Origin of the sequence: uncultured Shewanella sp. (assembly GCF_947501225.1) — a bacterium.
Lineage (GTDB): Bacteria > Pseudomonadota > Gammaproteobacteria > Enterobacterales > Shewanellaceae > Shewanella.
This window is the reverse complement of the sequence record NZ_CANMUW010000005.1, coordinates 15,706-35,914: the sequence shown is the minus strand read 5'-3', so window position 1 is coordinate 35,914 and position 20,209 is coordinate 15,706. Positions and strand designations below refer to the sequence as shown.

The 20,209-nt window shown below is 44.0% G+C and carries 17 protein-coding genes and 6 tRNA genes; 12 read left to right on the top strand and 11 right to left on the bottom strand.

Features of this window, described 5'->3' with window-relative positions:
• The first annotated feature begins 166 nt into the window (after positions 1 to 166).
• Positions 167 to 556, top strand: coding sequence for a glycine zipper family protein (locus Q1B47_RS09115; RefSeq protein WP_299792057.1), 390 nt, complete (start codon positions 167 to 169; stop codon positions 554 to 556).
• A 53-nt stretch (positions 557 to 609) separates the two neighbouring features.
• Here Q1B47_RS09115 and bfr (Q1B47_RS09110) read toward each other — a convergent pair whose 3' ends face one another.
• Positions 610 to 1,092: a bacterioferritin gene (bfr, locus tag Q1B47_RS09110; protein WP_299792054.1), complete on the bottom strand. Its 483-nt coding sequence runs from the start codon at positions 1,090 to 1,092 to the stop codon at positions 610 to 612.
• Between the two features lies 1 nt (position 1,093).
• Positions 1,094 to 1,564 carry a bacterioferritin gene (bfr, locus tag Q1B47_RS09105; protein ID WP_299792051.1) on the bottom strand — a complete coding sequence of 157 codons (471 nt, stop codon included), beginning with the start codon at positions 1,562 to 1,564 and terminating at the stop codon, positions 1,094 to 1,096.
• A 289-nt stretch (positions 1,565 to 1,853) separates the two neighbouring features.
• Here bfr (Q1B47_RS09105) and Q1B47_RS09100 point away from each other — a divergent pair, with 289 nt between their 5' ends.
• On the top strand, positions 1,854 to 3,251 hold the full coding sequence (locus Q1B47_RS09100) for a diguanylate cyclase (protein ID WP_299792048.1): 1,398 nt from the start codon (positions 1,854 to 1,856) through the stop codon (positions 3,249 to 3,251).
• 109 nt (positions 3,252 to 3,360) lie between these two features.
• On the opposite strand, the gene gap is transcribed toward Q1B47_RS09100, so the two are convergent.
• Entirely contained in the window at positions 3,361 to 4,371 is a 1,011-nt protein-coding gene (gap, locus tag Q1B47_RS09095; protein WP_299792045.1) for a type I glyceraldehyde-3-phosphate dehydrogenase, read from the bottom strand.
• Between the two features lie 313 nt (positions 4,372 to 4,684).
• Positions 4,685 to 5,533, bottom strand: coding sequence for a DUF2989 domain-containing protein (locus Q1B47_RS09090; RefSeq protein WP_299792042.1), 849 nt, complete (start codon positions 5,531 to 5,533; stop codon positions 4,685 to 4,687).
• 204 nt (positions 5,534 to 5,737) lie between these two features.
• On the opposite strand from Q1B47_RS09090, the gene Q1B47_RS09085 reads away from it, so the two are divergent.
• The 8 genes from Q1B47_RS09085 to Q1B47_RS09050 all read left to right on the top strand — a co-directional run bounded on the left by Q1B47_RS09085 (position 5,738) and on the right by Q1B47_RS09050 (position 11,210).
• The gene (locus tag Q1B47_RS09085; protein WP_299792039.1) at positions 5,738 to 7,177 is read left to right on the top strand and encodes a glyceraldehyde-3-phosphate dehydrogenase; all 1,440 of its coding nucleotides are present in this window, start codon (positions 5,738 to 5,740) and stop codon (positions 7,175 to 7,177) included.
• A gap of 261 nt (positions 7,178 to 7,438) precedes the next feature.
• Positions 7,439 to 7,514, top strand: a tRNA-Gly gene (locus tag Q1B47_RS09080).
• A gap of 230 nt (positions 7,515 to 7,744) precedes the next feature.
• Positions 7,745 to 7,818: transfer RNA gene (locus Q1B47_RS09075), tRNA-Cys, on the top strand.
• 85 nt (positions 7,819 to 7,903) lie between these two features.
• A tRNA-Leu gene (locus Q1B47_RS09070) sits at positions 7,904 to 7,989 on the top strand.
• Between the two features lie 1,150 nt (positions 7,990 to 9,139).
• A tRNA-Gly gene (locus Q1B47_RS09065) sits at positions 9,140 to 9,215 on the top strand.
• A 121-nt stretch (positions 9,216 to 9,336) separates the two neighbouring features.
• Positions 9,337 to 9,410 (top strand) — tRNA-Cys (locus Q1B47_RS09060).
• A gap of 85 nt (positions 9,411 to 9,495) precedes the next feature.
• Positions 9,496 to 9,581 (top strand) — tRNA-Leu (locus Q1B47_RS09055).
• Between the two features lie 432 nt (positions 9,582 to 10,013).
• Complete coding sequence (locus Q1B47_RS09050) at positions 10,014 to 11,210, top strand: amino acid aminotransferase (protein ID WP_299792035.1); 1,197 nt, start codon at positions 10,014 to 10,016, stop codon at positions 11,208 to 11,210.
• A 75-nt stretch (positions 11,211 to 11,285) separates the two neighbouring features.
• Here Q1B47_RS09050 and yvcK read toward each other — a convergent pair whose 3' ends face one another.
• Positions 11,286 to 12,185: a uridine diphosphate-N-acetylglucosamine-binding protein YvcK gene (gene yvcK, locus Q1B47_RS09045; RefSeq protein WP_299792032.1), complete on the bottom strand. Its 900-nt coding sequence runs from the start codon at positions 12,183 to 12,185 to the stop codon at positions 11,286 to 11,288.
• 138 nt (positions 12,186 to 12,323) lie between these two features.
• Here yvcK and Q1B47_RS09040 point away from each other — a divergent pair, with 138 nt between their 5' ends.
• Complete coding sequence (locus Q1B47_RS09040; protein WP_299792029.1) at positions 12,324 to 13,151, top strand: glucosaminidase domain-containing protein; 828 nt, start codon at positions 12,324 to 12,326, stop codon at positions 13,149 to 13,151.
• A complete protein-coding gene (locus Q1B47_RS09035; RefSeq protein ID WP_299792026.1) occupies positions 13,129 to 13,755 on the top strand; it encodes a DUF2987 domain-containing protein in 627 nt (208 codons plus the stop codon). Before Q1B47_RS09040 ends, Q1B47_RS09035 begins: the two co-directional genes overlap by 23 nt.
• An 83-nt stretch (positions 13,756 to 13,838) precedes the next feature.
• Here the strand turns inward: Q1B47_RS09035 and ttcA are convergent, their stop codons facing one another.
• From ttcA to Q1B47_RS09005, 6 genes are all read right to left on the bottom strand, one after another.
• The gene (gene ttcA / locus Q1B47_RS09030) at positions 13,839 to 14,789 is read right to left on the bottom strand and encodes a tRNA 2-thiocytidine(32) synthetase TtcA (protein WP_299792023.1); all 951 of its coding nucleotides are present in this window, start codon (positions 14,787 to 14,789) and stop codon (positions 13,839 to 13,841) included.
• An 81-nt stretch (positions 14,790 to 14,870) separates the two neighbouring features.
• On the bottom strand, positions 14,871 to 15,803 hold the full coding sequence (gene uspE, locus Q1B47_RS09025; protein ID WP_299792020.1) for a universal stress protein UspE: 933 nt from the start codon (positions 15,801 to 15,803) through the stop codon (positions 14,871 to 14,873).
• Positions 15,804 to 16,129: 326 nt separating this feature from the next.
• Positions 16,130 to 16,879: an electron transport transcriptional regulator EtrA gene (gene etrA / locus Q1B47_RS09020; RefSeq protein WP_299792017.1), complete on the bottom strand. Its 750-nt coding sequence runs from the start codon at positions 16,877 to 16,879 to the stop codon at positions 16,130 to 16,132.
• 55 nt (positions 16,880 to 16,934) lie between these two features.
• The gene (locus Q1B47_RS09015; protein WP_299792014.1) at positions 16,935 to 17,627 is read right to left on the bottom strand and encodes a sulfite exporter TauE/SafE family protein; all 693 of its coding nucleotides are present in this window, start codon (positions 17,625 to 17,627) and stop codon (positions 16,935 to 16,937) included.
• The gene (ccoS, locus tag Q1B47_RS09010; protein ID WP_299792011.1) at positions 17,624 to 17,809 is read right to left on the bottom strand and encodes a cbb3-type cytochrome oxidase assembly protein CcoS; all 186 of its coding nucleotides are present in this window, start codon (positions 17,807 to 17,809) and stop codon (positions 17,624 to 17,626) included. Before ccoS ends, Q1B47_RS09015 begins: the two co-directional genes overlap by 4 nt.
• Positions 17,806 to 20,184: a heavy metal translocating P-type ATPase metal-binding domain-containing protein gene (locus tag Q1B47_RS09005; protein ID WP_299792008.1), complete on the bottom strand. Its 2,379-nt coding sequence runs from the start codon at positions 20,182 to 20,184 to the stop codon at positions 17,806 to 17,808. The genes ccoS and Q1B47_RS09005 overlap by 4 nt, the downstream gene beginning before the upstream one ends.
• Between the last annotated feature and the right edge of the window lie 25 nt (positions 20,185 to 20,209).

Below are 20,209 nucleotides of genomic sequence, written 5' to 3'. Positions count from 1 at the left end.
ACCTGAGCGATAGCAGGGAAGGCTGAGAGTGTCCGGCCTTTTCTGCGCAGCAGGGCGATAAACTTATCATTCAGTCTAAATTCAGCCAACAAGGGGTAAACTGATTGTCTACACTCTAGTAGTAACAAGTGTTCATTCAGTGCATCATTGTATTGGTAAGGATATTATGAAAAAGTTTATACTGTTTATTGGCTTAATTTCATTTCAGGCTTCCGTTTCCGCAAACATAATCGTGGATAAGAAGGGTGTAGACGAGAAAGATTACATCTTTGATCTTCATGAGTGTACCGAACTTTCCGAACAAGCTCAAAAACAGAGTGCTCAAGGTGGTGCTGTTTCAGGTGCAGCTAAAGGGGCCGCCTTAGGCGCTGCAGCAGGTGCGATATCCGGTGGTTCCGGCACAGATGGTGCCAAAACCGGCGCTGCTGTTGGTCTTGTCGGTGGAGTGCTCGGGAAGAGTCGCGCTAACAGGCAAAATACTGCAAACTATGAGCAGGAAAAACAAACTGTTATCAAAAACTGTATGATTAATCGTGGTTATGTTGTGCTTAACTAGATTCGGTAAAAAGATGAGAGTGGTACTAGCCTCTCTCATCTTTTAGTTACCGTTTATCCATCCTGACTTCCCATCTGTGATTGGATATAGTTTTGAATACCTACCTTATCGATCAGGCCAAGTTGCTGTTCAAGCCAGTAGATATGATCCATCTCAGTGTCCTCAAGCAAGTCTTCTAAAATTTCGCGACTGACATAATCTTTCTCTTCTTCACAGATAGCGATAATTTTTGTCAGGCTTGCGGCAACGACTCGTTCGGCTTCCAGGTCATTTTCGTGCATCTCTTTTACATTACTGCCAACCTTAATTGGAAGGCGCGATGCGGTATCGGGAGTTCCTTCGAGGAAGAGAATCCGTTCAGCTAATCGTTTAGCGTGGTCCAGTTCCTCTTCATGTTCATGGGAGAGGCGTTCATGTAACTTTTTTATCCCCCAGTCTTCGTACATTTTTGAGTGAGCAAGATATTGGTCCATCGAGGTTAACTCAAGAGTTAACTGCTGATTGAGGTGGTCTATAACCTTTTGATTGCCTTGCATGTTAATCCTCCATCATAGATTGCTGATAATTTGCGATACCGGTTGTACCGATAAGGAACTCTTGTGATTCTATCCAATCGAGGTGGTCTTCTTCTGATTCTAAAATGCCATCCAATAGTTCCCTGCTGACATAATCCTGTTCCGTTTCACAAAGCGAAATCGCGCTACGAAGCTCTGCAATTTGCTCCTCCTGGAGGATCTTGTCACACTCAAGCATCTCTTGAGTATGTTCACCAATACGCAATTTATTAAGTTGCTGCAGGTTGGGTAATGCTTCCAGAAACAGGATGCGTTCAATCAAATCATCGGCTTGCTTCATATCGAGGATAGACTTTTTGTACTCTTTTTCATCGAGTTCCTCAAGTCCCCAATTTTTAAACATTCGAGCATGTAAGAAATATTGATTAATCGATGTGAGTTCAAGCACTAAAATTTGGTTTAGTGCCGTTGTAACTTTTACCTTTCCTTTCATCGGTGATGCCTCGTTTTATTGTTTTATTGTTTTATTGATCTATATCAATTAATGCTAGACAAAACTGGGCCGTGTGTTAGAACTAAATATTATGCTTATTACTATCCTTGCACTAATTCTAATAAGCAAATCATAAGGATAATCGTTATCATTTGTGGGGTAAGATATTCTTTTAAGCTAACTGTCATTTTCATTTCATATAGCAAGGCATCCTGATGATTAAGGGATAAAGATAACACTCGGTTTCCAATACAGGCTCACCAAAAATTTAGAGTGAGATGCTAAACAGATGATTAAAAAAACATGGCTGTTTGCCATTCTAATTGCATTAACTTCATCACATTCGCAAGCCGGGCAGCCGGTGAGTGGAGATGGCAATGTGTCTGAGGCTAATACGCTCATCGTTGCTAATTCAAAGGCCTGGAAACCATTTTCATATATTGATGATTCCGGTGAGGCGCAGGGCTTACTCATCGATATATGGAAGGAGTATGCCAGGGTAAACCGGGTTAAGGTCAAGTTTATTCTTACTGACTGGAATGATTCACTCGAACTTGTTCGCTCAGGCGAGGCTGACGTCCACGCCGGCTTGCTGTGGTCTGAATCCAGAGAGATCCATTTTGATTATCTGGAGGAGATTATCGAGATAGATACGCAGCTTTTTTTCTCAGCCGATCACCTTGGGATGGATGTAGAGCAATTTCTACAGTACGGTGAAGTAGGGGTAGTGTCTGGCGGTTATGAAGAGAGCTTTATAAAGCAATACTACCCCAGAGTTAAAGTTACAGCCTACTCGAACAATGAGATCATGTTAAAAAGTGCTTTCTCCGGTGAGTTAGACGCATTTGTAGCAGATTTTCAGGTCGCTAACTTTTATCTCTACACATCAGAGCAGCCGTCCGCTTTCTCCCCTGTCAAGCATCTGTATAGCGCAAAAGTGAGACCAGCTGTTAAGGAGGGCAACCACAAGCTAAGAATAGTTCTAGAAACCGGCATGAACAAGATACCCGAAGTTGATATAGAGCGTATACAACGTAAATGGCTTCATGTTGAAACGGTATACCCTAAATACCTATTTCAATTTGTTTTCTCACTACTATTAGGGTTATCTCTGCTCTATATTCTTCAACTACGTAAAACCGTAGCGTCACGCACCGCCGAGCTGAGACAACTAAATCACGAATTACAACATCAGGCCTCAATTGACTCACTTACAGGTATCTATAACAGGCGCCATTTTATGGCCAGTCTGAAAGAGTCCTGTCAAATGAATGCGGAGCAGACCAGTCTTACTTTGCTTCTCTTCGATATCGATAAGTTTAAATCGATTAATGATAACTTCGGCCACTCAGTAGGCGACCACATAATTAAACAAATTGCAGAACTTGTGGCTAGTAGTATTCCTGATGATTCGACATTTGCGAGAATCGGCGGTGAAGAGTTTTGCATATATTTGTGTAACCGAACCGCTAAGGAAGCTAATGCTTTAGCCAAGCGTGTACAGACGTGTGTATCTGCCGGAGAGTTTACAATAGATGGTGTGAATCACCATGTAAGTATCAGCCTTGGGGCCATCTACAGCAATTCCGGACCGCTGGATCATCAATACCTGATTAATCAGGCCGATCATCTGATGTATATAGCTAAATCTTTAGGCAGGGATGCATATCAATTCAAGGTGCTATAGTTGAGCTCTGTTTGCCCTAATGGCGTCTATACTGTTTGCCGGTTTGAATATGTTATGACATAAAAAAACCAGCCCTAAGGCTGGCTTTATAAATCTGACGATATCGAAATTATTTCGCAGTCATCAAGGCTACAGCATTATCTAACATGCGGTTACTGAAACCCCATTCGTTATCATACCAAGCCATAACTTTAACAAGACGGCCGTTTACACGAGTCTGAGTTGCGTCAAAGTTTGAAGAGAATGGGTTATGGTTAAAGTCAATTGAAACCAGAGGTTCATTATTAACCGCTAACACTTCATTCATCGGAGATTGCTTAGCAGCAGCTTCGATGATGGCATTAACTTCTTCAACAGTCGTATCACGAGCAGCAACGAATGAAAGGTCAACAAGTGAAACGTTTACTGTAGGTACACGTACTGCAAGACCATCGAACTTACCAGAAAGTTCTGGTACAACTAAACCAACAGCAGCTGCTGCACCAGTTTTAGTTGGGATCATTGACATAGCGGCGGCGCGGGCGCGACGCAGGTCAGTGTGGTAAACATCTGACAGACGCTGATCATTCGTGTAAGCGTGAATCGTTGTCATCAAACCAGATTCGATACCGATCTCATCGTTTAATGGCTTAGCGAATGGTGCAAGACAGTTCGTCGTACAAGAAGCATTTGAAATAACAGTCATATCGCCAGTTATTTCATCGTTGTTTACGCCGTAGACAACAGTAGCATCGACGTTTTTACCAGGAGCAGAGATGATAACTTTCTTAGCACCTGCATTGATGTGTGGTTGTACCGCTTCTTTTGAAGTGAATATACCAGTACATTCAAAAACAACGTCTACATTTAGGTCTGCCCAAGGAAGTTTACCTGGATCTCTTTCAGAGAAGGTCAGGATCTTGTCTTGGTTGACGTAGATAGCTTCATCGTCGTTTTCAACTTTTGCGTTGAAACGACCATGAACAGAATCATATTTGGTCAGGTGAGCGTTAATAGACGCATCTCCCAGATCGTTGATAGCAACAATCTGGATTGGATAGTCTTTTTCACTTTCATAAAGTGCACGTAAAACGTTTCGTCCGATACGGCCATAGCCGTTAATTGCAACGCGGATAGTCATCTCATATCCCTCTGGTGAATGTAAAAATAATTTCTGGTTGTAAAATTACCAAACTGACAGCTTTCGTCAAGCAATATCCCTGATTTAGGCCATCAATCGTTAACATTTTCGGTATTTCTTTTACAACGGTCATGCTTTTTGCATTTAACAACAGTTTTGCTGTAAAAAATATTCGTTATGGCAGACATCTTGCCAAGATAAAAAACAACGTATTTCAAATAATTTCATGAAATCATAACCACAGTGGCAGCTTAAAATATGGACACCGTCGCTTTATAGAGTTCTAATCTCCTGGATGTATAACAACTATAGATCAAAGTGCAGATTTATCTCGCTCCAACATGGTCCTGATGGTGCTGGTTTTAAAATCTCCTGACTCAATTTCATCAACAAGATCATCGGCCAGATCATCCAGCACCTCTTTTACTGACTCATCATTGCTAATTAGTCCCATCATCTTCTTTTCCGATACCTTGTTGTCGGTCATCAGTACATTTGCACGAGAGAGGAGGTAGGTGAGCTCAGGATCATTTAATTTTTGATATGCGTTGGCTAAACCCAGCAGCCAGTCAGGATTAAAGTTATCTTCATCACTCAAGTCGAAAACCGCAAGATAAACCTCTTTGGCCTTCTTAGAATCGAATTTCTGGTAATAGGACGCAATCCTGGCGAGCAGTTCGATATCATCGATTCTTTGCTCTTTTTCAGCCTTGAGCACGATAGCCTGAGCCTTTTCATCATTGAATCGGGTCCAGTGATAAAAGGCGAGATAGAGATCTTTGCTACCTTTGGTTGTTTCCTGCAACTGTGCGAGGCTTTGGGCACTTAGGCCAAATGCACGGACTCGGTCATTGGTACGCTCAGGGTGGAGAATATGCTGGACGCCAGCGGCAAGTTCGATACAACTACTGTACTTTTCTAAAACGAGCAAATGGTGATACAACTCTTTACCCGTTGGAGTAGCCGTGTGCTTGAGCTTATACCTTTTCTCGATAAGGTCTGCTTTCTCATACCTACACCAGCTATCTTTGTGTAAATCACTACAAAGTTCAGGATTATTTTTACAGATCGTGCCTGTATTCACACCATTATCACAGCCCGAAAGGGCCGAAATTGCGGTAAAGCTAATAAATGATGTAAAGATTACGAGATTTCTTCTCAAAACAGGCTCCAAAGCAAACTTTTTGCTAATAAAATTACAACCTTACAAAGAATATCTTACTGGCCTGACAGGCAACTTTTCATTACAATAGCGCCGACCAAAAGGGATTTATCCCTACCAATAATTAGAGTATTGGTCTTTTCTTTTTGTTACTCAATCATTTCTGCAAAAAAAAAGCAGAATAGTGAGATAAAGGATCTGTAAATGAGCGCTGATAAACACCTACAAAGCTGGCAAGAACGTTTCGAAATGGCAGAGGCTATGCAGCCTTTGCTTGGTAAGTTATATCGTAATCAAGGTGTCGAAGTCGTTCTATACGGTAAGCCACTGCTCAACGCATCTACGATAGAGATCATCAAGTCTCACCGTCTTGTGCGTCGTCATATCGGACACAAACTAAGATTACGTGAAAGTTTTCCATTTGTAGAAGCACTGAGCAAGTTAGCAGTAAAACAGTGTAAAGTTGATATAGGTAAACTGGCCGTTAAGTATTGGCGCGAAAACGATACAATAGATGGTATCGAAGCCTATATGAGTCGTGAACTTGCTGCCGGCATCGATCATGAAGATACGGAAAAAGCAAGAGACGTTGTACTCTATGGTTTTGGTCGTATTGGCCGTCTGCTAGCAAGATTATTGATTGAAAGAACAGGCGTCAGCAACAAGCTTAGGCTACGTGCTATCGTCCTACGTGGTGGCCGTAAGGGTGACCTTGAGAAGCGTGCCAGCTTATTAAGAAGAGACTCTGTACATGGACCCTTCAACGGTTCGGTAGAGGTGGATGAAGAAAACAACGCAATTATCGCCAACGGTACTTACATTCAGGTGATATATGCAAACTCTCCTGATGAAGTCGATTACACCAAGTATGGAATTGATGACGCGTTAGTTGTCGATAACACAGGGATCTGGAAAGATGAAGATGGTTTAGGCCTTCACCTGAGATCTAATGGTGCTTCGAAAGTGCTATTAACTGCACCGGCTAAAGGTGAGATCAAGAACATCGTTTATGGTGTTAACGAGTCTGATATCTTACCCGAAGACAGAATTGTTTCGGCTGCGAGCTGTACAACCAACGCTATCACACCGGTATTGAAAGCGATGAATGACAAATATGGCATTACCAATGGCCATGTTGAAACCATTCACTCCTATACCAACGACCAAAACCTGATTGATAACTATCATAAAGCCGACCGCCGTGGCCGTAGTGCTCCGTTGAACATGGTTATTACTGAAACAGGTGCTGCAAAGGCCGTTTCTAAAGCACTTCCGGTACTGGCAGGTAAGCTGACAGGCAACGCAATCCGCGTACCTACTCCAAACGTGTCTATGGCCATTATCACGTTAAACCTGGATAGCTCTACAAACGGTAAAGAGGACGTCAATCAATACCTACGTGAAATGTCTCTTCACTCTGAACTGCAAAATCAAATTGATTTTACCGAGTCTACAGAGATTGTTTCTTGTGACTTAGTTGGTTCGCGCTATGCGGGTGTCGTAGATTCCCATGCAACGATTGCCGAAGATAACCGCGCCATTCTTTATGTCTGGTACGACAATGAATTTGGATATAGCTGTCAGGTTGTTGGTGTAATGCAGAAGATGTTGGGACTAAACTACCAATCTCTGCCACTTAGCTAACCATGATCTAAATCAGCACTAAGTATGTCTGTAACAAAAGCCTCAATGATTTGAGGCTTTTTTGTTTTCAACTGACAAGCATCGGCAGTGGAATCAAACCTGGACAGGGAGCCGATACGAGCCTATTTTTGCAACACTCAGTTCAAAAACAGCTTTTTATCTGCTTTTCTTGATTGACTATGATGACCAAATCGGTAGAATGCCATTCCGCAGTCAGGGGAAAGCAGAGATGCAAACTTGATTGAATGTTTAAAAGATTAAGCGACATTAGCTCAGTTGGTAGAGCGATACCTTGCCAAGGTATAGGTCATCGGTTCGAACCCGATATGTCGCTCCAAATCTTTAGAAGGTGTGACATTAGCTCAGTTGATTCTTTATTTAAGTCAAGTGCGCGATACCTAGGTATAGGATATCGGTAATTTGTTTCAAACCCGATATGTCGCTCCAACTTCTCTTGAAAGAGCGGGCATCCTTTTAGGTATACCGCACGCTTAAGCAAGAACAGGCTCGAACCCACTCTCTATTAGAGGAAGTTCGCTCCAAATCTTCTACGAAGATTAAAAATATGGCGCGATGGCAGAATGGCTATGCTGCGGATTGCAAATCCGTCGATCTCGGTTCGACTCCGGGTCGCGCCTCCATATTCGATTATGATGAGCTTGTCTCTTTAACGGGAGCAAGCAGTATCAACTACCAATGATATGTATCATCAGAATCACAGAGTTTGCCCGAGTGGTGGAATTGGTAGACACAAGGGATTTAAAATCCCTCGCTGAATAAGCGTGCCGGTTCAAGTCCGGCCTCGGGTACCATCATTCTTTAATGAATGAGCAAAAAGCCTCAACAAATGTTGGGGCTTTTTTGTATTCAAAATTCAACGATATAGTTAGAAAGCAAAATCCATCTCGCCGTTGAAATACTCGATTCGGGTGTACAGGCATTGGAGTCCGGCCTCGGTTGCCACTTTTAGTCATTGCTTTTAACAACATCAGTTACTTTTTTATAATCTCTTTGCTTTCCTGTTTCTAAATATCGGTATGGTCCACCCCCCATTGCACCTGTTTTGCTAGTTAATTCTTCGGAAGTTTTTATTATGAATAACTAAAGACGTTAATAATCTTGCCAAAAATATTTTTTGTATGCTCTCTCCTAACGAAAGGAGAAAAACATGATCTTTGATAAAACCAGTCCCGAGCGCAGTAGCGAAGGTAACTATAGGATTAATGACGAGTCCTGGCAGACGCTGTGGATTTACAAACGATTTCGGCAGATGAGGTGTAACACTACAAGTACTAATCGGCGTGAGGGGTTAGAGTTAAGCGCTACATATGATTACTATGAGTGCAAGGGTGAAACTGTAGATACCGTGTTTCATATGTATCGAGTAACAGACTTGAACAGGTACTACGGGATTAGCTTATAAAAAGTTATTATCTGTTGTAGTAATCGCAACCCCTTTAACTGGATGCACTGGCAGTGTCGCAACTAAAGATGCAGTTCCATCATCATGTGACTATGTTAATGCTAGCTCCGCAACCATAATTCAGTAAAGAATCAACATAGGAGCCTCAACAAATGTTGGGGCTTTTTTGTGTATGACGTTGCCACTTTATCACTTTATAGCACCTACAGTTCTTAATTCGATTCTGTGGACTTATTTATTACCAGAAAACCAGTCAGGTGAGGGCGCGCCACAAAAACAATCCCGCCTACAATATCAACACCTTGTAGAGAAAACGAACCAGCGCGAATGGTTTTCAATCAACTGAATCAAAAAGACAAAACTTGCTGTTGACTCACCTGAGAAATCCGTTAAAGTAGCCACACTTTCTTAGAGCGGCAGTGTTTAGCAGGCTTTAAGTCAGTATGAAAAGTTGATAAGCGACATTAGCTCAGTTGCTAAAGGTTAAAGTGCGATACCTTTGGTAGTGATTACAGATAATGTTGATACGAAAGATTTAAGCGACATTAGCTCAGTTGGTAGAGCGATACCTTGCCAAGGTATAGGTCATCGGTTCGAACCCGATATGTCGCTCCAACTTCTCTTGAAATAGCAGGCATCCTTTTAGGTATACCGCACGCCTAAAGCAAGAACCGGTTCGAACCCACTCTCTATTAGAGGAAGTTCGCTCCAAATCTTCTACGAAGATTAAAAATATGGCGCGATGGCAGAATGGCTATGCTGCGGATTGCAAATCCGTCGATCTCGGTTCGACTCCGGGTCGCGCCTCCATATTCGATTATGATGAGTTTGTCTCTTTAACAGGAGCAAGCAGTATCAACTACCAATGATATGTATCATCAGAGTCACAGAGTTTGCCCGAGTGGTGGAATTGGTAGACACAAGGGATTTAAAATCCCTCGCTGAATAAGCGTGCCGGTTCAAGTCCGGCCTCGGGTACCATCACTCTCTTAGAGAGTGAGCATCTAAGCCTCGACAATTGTTGAGGTTTTTTTGTATCTGAAAAAAGTGAATGTAACGATATGGATTTAAAATCCCTCGCGCCGTTGAATTACACGAGCCCATTCAAGGCCTCGGGTACCATCATTCTCTTAGAGAGTGAGCATCTAAGCCTCGACAATTGTTGGGGCTTTTTTGTATCTGAAATTCAGAGATCATGTAGACCAGTAGATAACCTACATCGCAAGTTAAACATTTATCAGTAATCACCACTTAATATTATCAAATTCACAAATAAACCTGTGAAAATTGTCAGTTATGTCAGTAGAAAACTATTTTTCATTGTATTACAAAAACTCACTATCGAATGTTTACTGACAATGGTATAAATAGAGCCGAAACATCCCTACATTCAAATATTTTAGGAAAGCCGTCATGATATTTACCCAGGTTGAACTTGCTCCTGCAGATCCAATTTTAGGCCTAACAGATGCATTTAAAGCCGATACCAGAACAGAAAAAGTGAACCTTGGGGTAGGAATTTATAAAGATGAGTCAGGCTCAACACCCATCTTGAAATCGGTCAAATTGGCAGAAGAGAAGTTACTGGCCACAGAAAGCAGTAAAAGCTATCTGGGCATCGAAGGTGTTCAAGCCTACAACCGTGTGGTTCAGGAGTTACTGTTCGGTGCTGACCATAGTGTCGTTAAAAATAAGCGCGCCCTGACAGCTCAGGCACCCGGCGGAACCGGCTCTTTAAGAGTTGCAGCAGAGTTTCTTGTCCGTAATACCGAATCAAAAACCATTTGGGTAAGCAATCCTACCTGGGCTAACCACCAAAACATCTTCAAATCAGCGTCTCTTAACATAGAGCAATACCGCTATTATAATGCCGAGAGCCATGATAAAGACTTTGAGGCCATGCTTGAAGATCTGTCTAATGCGAAAGCGGGTGACCTTGTGCTACTACACGGCTGCTGTCACAACCCGACAGGTATCGATCTGAACCAAAGTGAATGGCAAACCATTGCCGATCTGTGTCTAAAACTTGAATTAGTGCCACTATTCGACTTTGCTTATCAGGGATTCGGCGTCGGTGTTAATGAAGACGCTCAAGGCCTAAGGATTGTGGCTGATACTGTCCCTGAATTATTGATCGCTAACTCATTCTCTAAAAACTTCGGTCTCTATAATGAGCGTATTGGCGCGGTGACCTTAGTCGCAGATTCAGAAACAACGGTGGCCAAGGCATTCAGTCAGGTAAAAAGTACCATACGCGGTAATTATTCAAACCCGCCTGCCCACGGTGCCTTGATAGTCAGCACCATTCTTGCTGATGCCGAGTTAAGGAAGATATGGGAGACAGAACTTAAAGAGATGCGTGAACGCATCGCTAAGATGCGTTCACTCTTTGTCGAAACACTAAAAGATGAAGGCGTCACTCAAGATTTCAGCTTCATCTCGAGACAAAATGGCATGTTCAGTTTCTCCGGTCTCTCCAAGGAGCAGGTTGCAGAGTTAAAAGAGCAGCACGCGGTATATATCGTAGGCTCTGGTAGGATAAGTGTTGCCGGTATGACCAAAGCCAACATGCCTGTGATCTGTAAGGCTATCGCTAAGGTACTCAACTAGAAATACAGATTTTTTTATCATCAACCATAAAGGACAGCGGCAGCTGTCCTTTTTATTACATAAACAGCTGGTTAACTAGACTGCAGATTTAGCAAGCATGCTTGAGATGCCATCAATTAAGGCCACTCTGTCATGAAGACCCGGATGATGTTTACTGACAAGCGGGCGATAAAATATCTTTCCTTCTTGATAGCTCCTGTCAGAATGACAAAGCACCTTGTCAATCACCTTTACACCCAATACCTGATGACACCAATCGATTCGCTGCTCTAATGAAAAGTCTGCCGATGGCGAGGGTTCACGGGTTAAGTTATCGATCAAAATGACATCGGCATTGGAATTGGACAGTGCAGCCGCAAATTTGGGTAACAATAATGGAGGCATTATACTGGTTAAGAAACTTCCCGGTCCCAAAATGACAAGGTCCGCCTTCGATACGGCTTCGCAAGCCTCACAGGTAGCAGTCACCATAGGTTCTAAAGAGAGCGCCATCGGGTGCTTATCCATGCTATCTACGTTGGTTTCACCAAAGATTCTGTTACCACAAGCCTCTATAGCAACAAGATGAGTAGGCTCCTCTGACATAGGGATCACACGGGTTTCGATCTTAAGCAGCTGTCTGATGAGGTTCACGGCCTCTAAAGGTCGCACACATAATTGATCTAAGGCGAGCAGTATGAGGTTACCTAAGTTGTGTCCCGCAAGATCGCTCTCTCCATCGAAGCGATATTCGAATAAGAGGGTGCCTATAGATGGATGGTTAGCGAGTTGTGAGAGACAGTTGCGCATGTCCCCCCAGGCAATGCAGTCCTGCTCCTGCCTGAGTCGCCCGGTTGAACCGCCATTGTCTGTTGTCGCAACCACCCCGGTTAATTTTGGCCCGAGAAAAGACAGTGAAGACAAGACTCGTCCTAAGCCATGACCACCGCCTACGGCAACAACATTTTCGTATTGATTTAACACACTATTTTGCATTCGGGTCTTTCCTTCCTGAATACCCTTGAGATATTTCATGTAAAACGAGTTGGATTATAACGCAAAACCCTGTTTTGATGTGTAGTTTAGTTAAATATGACATATAATCCTTGTCAGTTTTCTACAACAGAGGTAGCGATGAAAACCGGTAGAGTAGGAAGATTAACCGTTGCGGTCAGTGTCGTCATTGTTTTAATTATCGTGTTAAAACTGACTTTCATAGAAATTGAAAAGGCCAGTAAAGATGAAGTTGGTGATTTAATAGAAAATAAACAGTCGCTTAGCCTTATCCCTGACTTTTCGGCCATAACTAATATTGGTGAAAAGAAACAAGCATTTTTTGATTTCCTTAGGCCATCGATTCGGCTACAAAATGGGATCATCAGCGATGAGCGGCGTTTTTTACAGCGCTCAAAGCAGCACCTGGAAGATGGTTTAGCACTGACACAGGCTGAGCAGTTTCGTATCGAAGCCATTGCAAACAAGTATCAGTATTCACCCAGAAGCATCAATACAACGACCCTTGATACCCTGCTGGTAAGAACCGATATCATTCCTGAATCTATGGTGCTTATTCAAGCAGCTAATGAAACAGGTTGGGGCAGCTCGCGCTTTGCTAAAGAGGGCCTTAACTTTTTTGGGCAGTGGTGTTTTAAAAAAGGCTGCGGTCTTGTACCACAATCCCGGACAGCAGGGCTGTCTCATGAGGTAGCTGTATTTGATTCTGTCGGTGACTCGGTAGCTTCTTACATGAGAAACCTTAACTCCAATGCGGCTTATTCGTTACTGCGGTCCATCAGGGCCGATATGAGGGCACAAAATAAACAACCTCAGGCCAGTGAATTGGTGTGGGGCTTGGTGAACTATTCTGAACGTCAGGAAGCTTATATAGATGAGCTCCTGGAGATGTTACGTCAAAACAAACAGTACTTGGTGGAGAATCATGAAGAAAGGCCTTCTGTTTAGCTGTCTATTAATCGCTTGCACATCTGTGCAAGCAACGCCTATCTCACTGGAGTATCAAGGTTTTTATCAAAGACTAAAACAGGTAAATAAGGGACACTACCCCTTAGTTGAAATTGCATTTTCCGTCCCGATGTCAGGACCATGCATCGTAAAGAGTGGAACCTTGACGACGGAAAAGGAGTCCTTTCCGCTGACGATAACCGACAGGCAAAGGATCTTCTTACCCTATGATGAGAAGTTGAAGTCAGATCGTGCACTCGTTAATCTCGATATCGATGGTGACAGCAGTAAATGTAGCATCGCCATGCAGGTGAGGGCGAAACAGACTAAGGTTCAATACTTACAAGCTGAGGTAGTACAGATCCAGACTGAGATGGATGAGCTACTCAATGATATGCAGGGTTTTCCCATGCGTTACTTCAGCTCAGATATTGCCGGCTTAAACTTTGAATTTACTCCGGACAGAAAGGTCCGCGTAACCATTGACGGTCTGGAGCAGGTTGTTACCGGAGTACTTAGTTTACCCCGCGACAAAATTACCTCGTTAAACAAGATAGAGTTCGATACAAAACCTTTAGTAATCAGTCCCTGGACCAATGGTTAATAGTATCTGTAAACATAAAAGCCCGGCATCTGCCGGGCTTTTCAATTGTACGATTTGTGATGCCGAAGTTAGCAGCGCTTGAACTAAGGAGTATAAGTACTGACTACGTCGATTTTATTTTCACTTCTGCGCTTAGCCGCTGCATCGAGGTCGATATGCCCCTTGTTGGCGACATCGAGAAAATCGAATGCCGGAAGTTCTGATTCGGCGACTTCCCCCTTAAGCGGAGCATCGGCATCTCGCTCAAGCGAAACAAAATCAAACTGCTCGCGATCTACACCTTGAGATGGTGAGGTATTCTGCATCGCGGTGAATATGGACTCAATCCGCCCTGGATGGTGTTCATCCCACCCTTTAAGCATCTCCTTGACTTCAACACGTTTAAGGTTTTCCTGTGAACCGCAAAGGTTACATGGAATGATTGGGAAAGCCTTGAGCTCTGCGTATTCTGCAATATCTTTTTCACGCGCGTATGCCAAAGGACGAATGATCACATTGGCCCCATCATCGGATAACAATTTTGGCGGCATCGCTTTCTGCTTACCCGCAAAAAACATATTCAGGAACAGAGTTTCGATGATGTCGTCTCTATGGTGTCCTAATGCAATCTTGGTTGCGCCAATCTTTTGAGCGAAGCCATACAGAGTGCCTCGACGTAAGCGGGAGCACAGAGAGCAGGTTTTTTGCCCTTCAGGGATCTTTTCACGTACTACAGAGTAGGTATCTTTTTCCAAGATATGGTAGGGGATATTCAGGGTATCCAGATAGGCCGGCAATACCTCTTCCGGAAAGCCGGGTTGCTTCTGATCCAGGTTGACCGCAACTATTTCAAACTTAATTGGTGCTCTCTGTTGAAGGTTCAGCAAAATATCTAGCATTGCATAGCTGTCTTTGCCACCAGAAAGGCAACACATCACCCGATCACCATCTTCAATCATATTATAATCGGCAATAGCCTTACCGACTTCACCGCGTAACTTACGCTGAAGCTTATTGATTCGAGAGGTTTGCTGCTTGGAAAGATCTTCAGACATAAAAAACGCGCCTAGTAACACTTGAATTCTGGGCGCGTAGTATATATTAAAAGTTAACCGTAAAAAAGATTAAGCGTGCCCTCAGCTCTCTTCCAGTGGTGAACGGTAACCATCTGGTTTGATGGCTAACAGGTCGCAGTTGATGCTGTCGATAACGTGCTCTGCGGTGTTACCGATAAGAGCAGCAGAGAAGCCGGTACGTCCAACAGTCCCCAGTATGACTAACTCGGCATCAAGCTGGAGGGCAAGATCAGGAATAACATCTTCCGGAAGCCCCTCTTTGACGTGGCAAAAATCGTTCGAGATCCCAAAGCTATTCGCCAATGAACTTACCCGCTGTTCATGTTGCATGCGAATTGTCTCGCTGTAGGTGTGTGCATCGAAATCGGGAAGCTCGATAGCTAAGTTAACCGGAGTACCAGGATAACCATTCACAAGGTGCACCTGAGCATCAAACTTCTCGGCTAACCCTTTAGCATGTGTGATGATTTTTCCATTCAGTGATTGGTGATCGTCATCTTCAGAGCCCACATTCACCGCACAAAGAATCTTGCCTGCAACGGGCCAATCATGGTCTTTAACAAGGAGTACGGGGACCGGAGCTTTACGCATCAGATGCCAGTCGGTTGGGGTAAAGATCACTGATTTGAGCTTATCATGCTCATGAGTTCCTTTGACAATGAGATCGTAATTACCGGCAATGGCATGTTCGATGATGCTTTCAAACGGGCGATTATGCCAAACAACTTCAGTCTCAATGACACTGTCACTCTTAGCATAAGTTTCAACTAAATCTTCAATCCACGCTTTGCGCTGAGCAATAACGCCCTGTCTCATCGCTTCACGCTCGTGACCGGAGAGTATAGAGGTCATCTCATAGGAGAAATCAAAGATTGAAAGAAATACAGTGATAGTGGCTTGATTTTTTGAAGCAAGTTCGACGGCTCGAGCAAATGCAGGTTGTTTGTCACTGGTTGGGTCGACGACAACTAAGAGCTTTTTATAGTCCTTCATGATCATTCCTCTTTCTCATGCGTTAACTTAATATTGAGCTACAGAGGGCAAAATACATTGTTTCAGATCAATATTGCCCGAATTTCCTCACCAGGTTGGAGCTGGTTTCTATATATTGAATATTAATAAAAATAAGCTTTGTGAGTCATGTATTTAACTATACATTAATTTACGGGAAGTAGAACAAATTAGAGAGAGATTGAATCAAATAGTTACGCTTAAACAGAGCAACAGAAACGGGAAATGAGTCCGGGTTGTCAATGAGAATAGAATGAGCGAAAAGTAAAAGAGACATAACGATATGTAACGTTATGTCTCTTAAATCATTACCTTGCTATGGCAGTATTACCGGCGAGGGCATTGAGAGAATCGAAGTTAACTATGGTGATATATTTTCCTTTAACTTCAATGAGTCCGGCTTTCTGAAACCGGCCCAGCAGGCGGCTGATTGTTTCAACCGTGAGGCCAAGATAGTTACCAATATCACCGCGAGTCATGGTTAATCTGAACTCCTTGGGAGAGAAGCCCCGGTTACCAAAACGTGTGGCAAGGTTACTGATAAAGGCAGCCAGGCGCTCTTCAGCATTCTTCTTACTAAGCAACAAGATCATCTCTTGGTCGCTTTGGATCTCATTACTCATCAGTCGCATTATCTGTTGTCTGAGTTTGGGCATAGTGCCACTGAGATCGTCGAGCGTGGTATAAGGGATTTCGCAAACCATTGATGTTTCAAGGGCTTGAGCAAAACTTTGGTGTTCTTGAGAGTGAATACCGTCGAAACCTATGACGTCGCCGGCCAGGTGGAAGCCAGTTATCTGCTCATCACCTTGTTCTGTGATGGTAAAGCTTTTGATGGTACCTGAGCGTATGGCGTAAAGAGACTTTAAAGGGTCGCCAGATTTGAATATCTGTTCACCTTTCTGGATTGGCTTTTTTCTTTCGATGATATCATCGAGACGATCGAGTTCAGTAGTATTAAGTGTAAAAGGAATACACAAGGTTCCCATACTGCAATCATGACAATGAATGGCGCATCCGGGAACGGTCGAACGACGACTTTTATTGTTGTCTGTCATAGTGTCTCTCAAATTTCTCTATTACGCGTATGGTAAACTAATTTAATAAGCTGAGCTAGTTCAGCTGAGCAATTGCAATGTACAAAGTTTGTAAACCAAATATGACCAAAACAGAGCCGCTGACTAATCTGACAGCTCTATTTTGAACCCAGCGGCCAAATACGTTGGCGGCAACTCCAGCACTGAGTAGGGCTGGAAGTGTCCCCAGTCCAAATGACGCCATGATTAAGGCACCATCTATCGCGGAGTTTGCTGCAACAGCCCAAGTTAATGTAGTGTAAACTAAACCACACGGAAGCCAACCCCATAACATACCGCCGATAAACGCCTGGGGTAGATTTTTTACGGGAACCATCTTGCCGGCGATGGGCGACAGGAAACGCCATAACAGCATACCCAAGCGCTCTACCTGAACCACACCAGACCAGATCTGTGCGATGTAGAGTCCGGTAGCAATCATCATGACGCCGGCAATAATCCTTAGGGTGATAAGGTAAAGGTCGAGGTCGAACAACATGCCTAATGCACTGGCAGAGCCACCAACAAGGGCACCAGCAAAGGCATAACTCATGATTCTTCCGAGATTATAGGAAAGCAGAAAGCGTAACTGGGTAGCAAATTGATTCTGCTTTGGTGAGCGGGGGAGCTGGGATGAAAAAGCGCCAACGAGTCCGCCACACATGCCTATGCAGTGGCCGGCCCCCATCAACCCCACAAGAAAGGCGCCGGTTATGCTGTAGTCAATCAAGAGGGCTTGGACTCATTATTGTTTGATTTGGGAGCCGGTTGTTCATCTTCATCAAACAGGATGGATACGCTTTGCCTGTCGAGATCGTCGAACTGTTCGGATTTAACTGCCCAGAAAAAAATCCCTATCGCAATAAGCACAAATAACATGGCTATCGGAATCAACACATAGATGATACTCATAAACGAACCCTTAACAATCTCAGACTATTGCCGACCACTATCAGAGAACTCGCTGACATTCCTAAGGCGGCAATATAAGGCGCTACATGGCCTGTTACGGCCAACGGGATTATAAACAGGTTATATCCCAGTGCCCAGTATAAATTCTGTTTTATGATCTTCTCTGTCATCTTGGCTACGGTTACCGCATCGTTGAAGCGTGATAGATGATCCCCAAGTAAGATAAGATCCGCACTGTTTTTTGTAATGGCCGAACCACTCCCCATAGCCACCGATAGATTGGCACCGGCTAATACCGGCGCATCGTTGATACCGTCACCAAACATGGCGGTCCCCTCAATCTGTTGAAACTTTTGCACAAGACTCAACTTATCGTTCGGCTTTAACCCTTTGTAAATGTTTTTTATACCAATTCGTTCAGCGACCTCATCCACATGGTTGGAAGCGTCGCCACTGGCAACAGAGACCGTACAGCGTTGAGCTGTGAGTGTAGCTACAGCCTCTTTGGCATCGGGTCGGATAGCATCAATAAGAGTGAAGCGTGCCAATAACTCATCGCCTTGTGCCAGAAATACGGCTTGGGTTCCACAATCTTTGGCTTTCACAAATTCAGCACTGCCTATTTTGTACTGAGTCCCATCAATCAAGCCTGTTAAGCCCGCACCTACAACACTCTGTGGCTCAATGACGTCGAACAGCCCCCGGTTATATGGCTCAAACGCCTTAGCTATAGGGTGGAGAGAACCCGTTTCCAGTGCAGCCGCAACGGCTAGTGCCTCATCTTTTTTCAGGTGACCATATACTTCCACCTCAGAGACTGTGAGCGTGCCACAGGTGAGTGTCCCGGTTTTATCGAATACGACATGTTTTATTTGTGTCAGCTTTTCAAATACACCAGGCTTACGGGCTATGACACCAATGCGGGTAAAGATTCCGGTTGCACAAGTTACAGCTGTCGGGGTTGCTAAAGCCAGTGCACAGGGGCAAGTGGCAACCAAAACGGCCAGAGTGACCCAAAAGGCATCTTCCGGCCAGTATAAATTCCATACGATGTAAGTTAGCAGGGCGATGGTCAGAATGGCCCAGGTAAAGTAATTGGATATGGTATCGACATACAGAGCCACTTTAGGCTTGTTGTTGGACGCGGACTCCTGCAGGCGGATAATCTCAGCGACAAGTTGATCTTGACCAACGGCAGAGATCCGGACTCTTACCGGCTGTTCGATATTAATCGTACCGGCATAGACTTCACTGCTGTCAAGTTTGATAACCGGAACCTGTTCGCCCGTAAGCATAGATTCGTTAAAACTTGAGCTGCCATCGATAATGATGCCGTCAGCTGCTACCACCTCACCGGGTTTAACCAGAATGATGTCACCGACTTTAAGTCCTTTAGCAGGAACCTCCTCACAGTCATTGCCCGTGATCAGGTGTGCGGTTAAAGGAACCAGTTTGTGCAGGTTACTTGAGCTGACAGAGGCTTTTTGTCGTGCATTTTGTTCGAAGTAGCGGCCAAGTAAGAGGAAGAAGGTGAACATGCTGACAGATTCAAAATACACCTCTCCGGTGGCATTGACCGTGGCGATACAGCTGGCTATGTAAGCGCCCAATATGGCGATGGACACCGAAACATCCATGTTGAGTCGCCCACTGAACATGGAGCGAATAGCACTAAAGTAAAAGGGTTGCGCCGAATAGAAAACCACCGGTGCTGCGAAGATCATACTCACCCATCTAAAGTAGTCACGATATTGAACTTCCAGCTCGGTAAAGTAACCGGCATAGAGGGCGAGGGCAAACATCATAACCTGCATGGTGGCAAAGCCTGCCAACCCCAACCTCAACAGAAACTTGCGGCTATTTTGCTTGCTCTGTATCTCCTGTTCATCGACCTGATAGGGTGCAGCTTGATAACCTATCTGACTAATTTGACCGAGTATATCACTTAGTTTTATCTGCTCGGGTAGCCAGGAGACTAAGGCACGCTGTGTCGTGGTATTAACCTGGATAGCACAGATACCGGGAACATGCTTGAGCTTATGCTCAATCAGCCAGGCACAGGCTGCACAGGTAATGCCATCAATTGAGAGGGATACCCGTGATATTTCACTCTCGTTATGCACAAAGTCTTGTTGAACTTCAGGCAGATCAAATGCAGAAAACGCCGATAACTCCTCGGGGACCAACGCTGTTTGTTTACTACCCGGTTCGGTACGATATTTATAATAGTTACTGAGCCCGGCCTCGATGATGGCCGCAGAAACAGCCTGGCATCCGGGACAGCACATCAAACGATCACAATTATCGATATGAGTTGTAAATTGAGAGCCCGTCAGGACCGGCTCTCCGCAATGAAAGCACTCTGCTTGTGTCATCATTTACCCTGAGGAATCGGCAGAA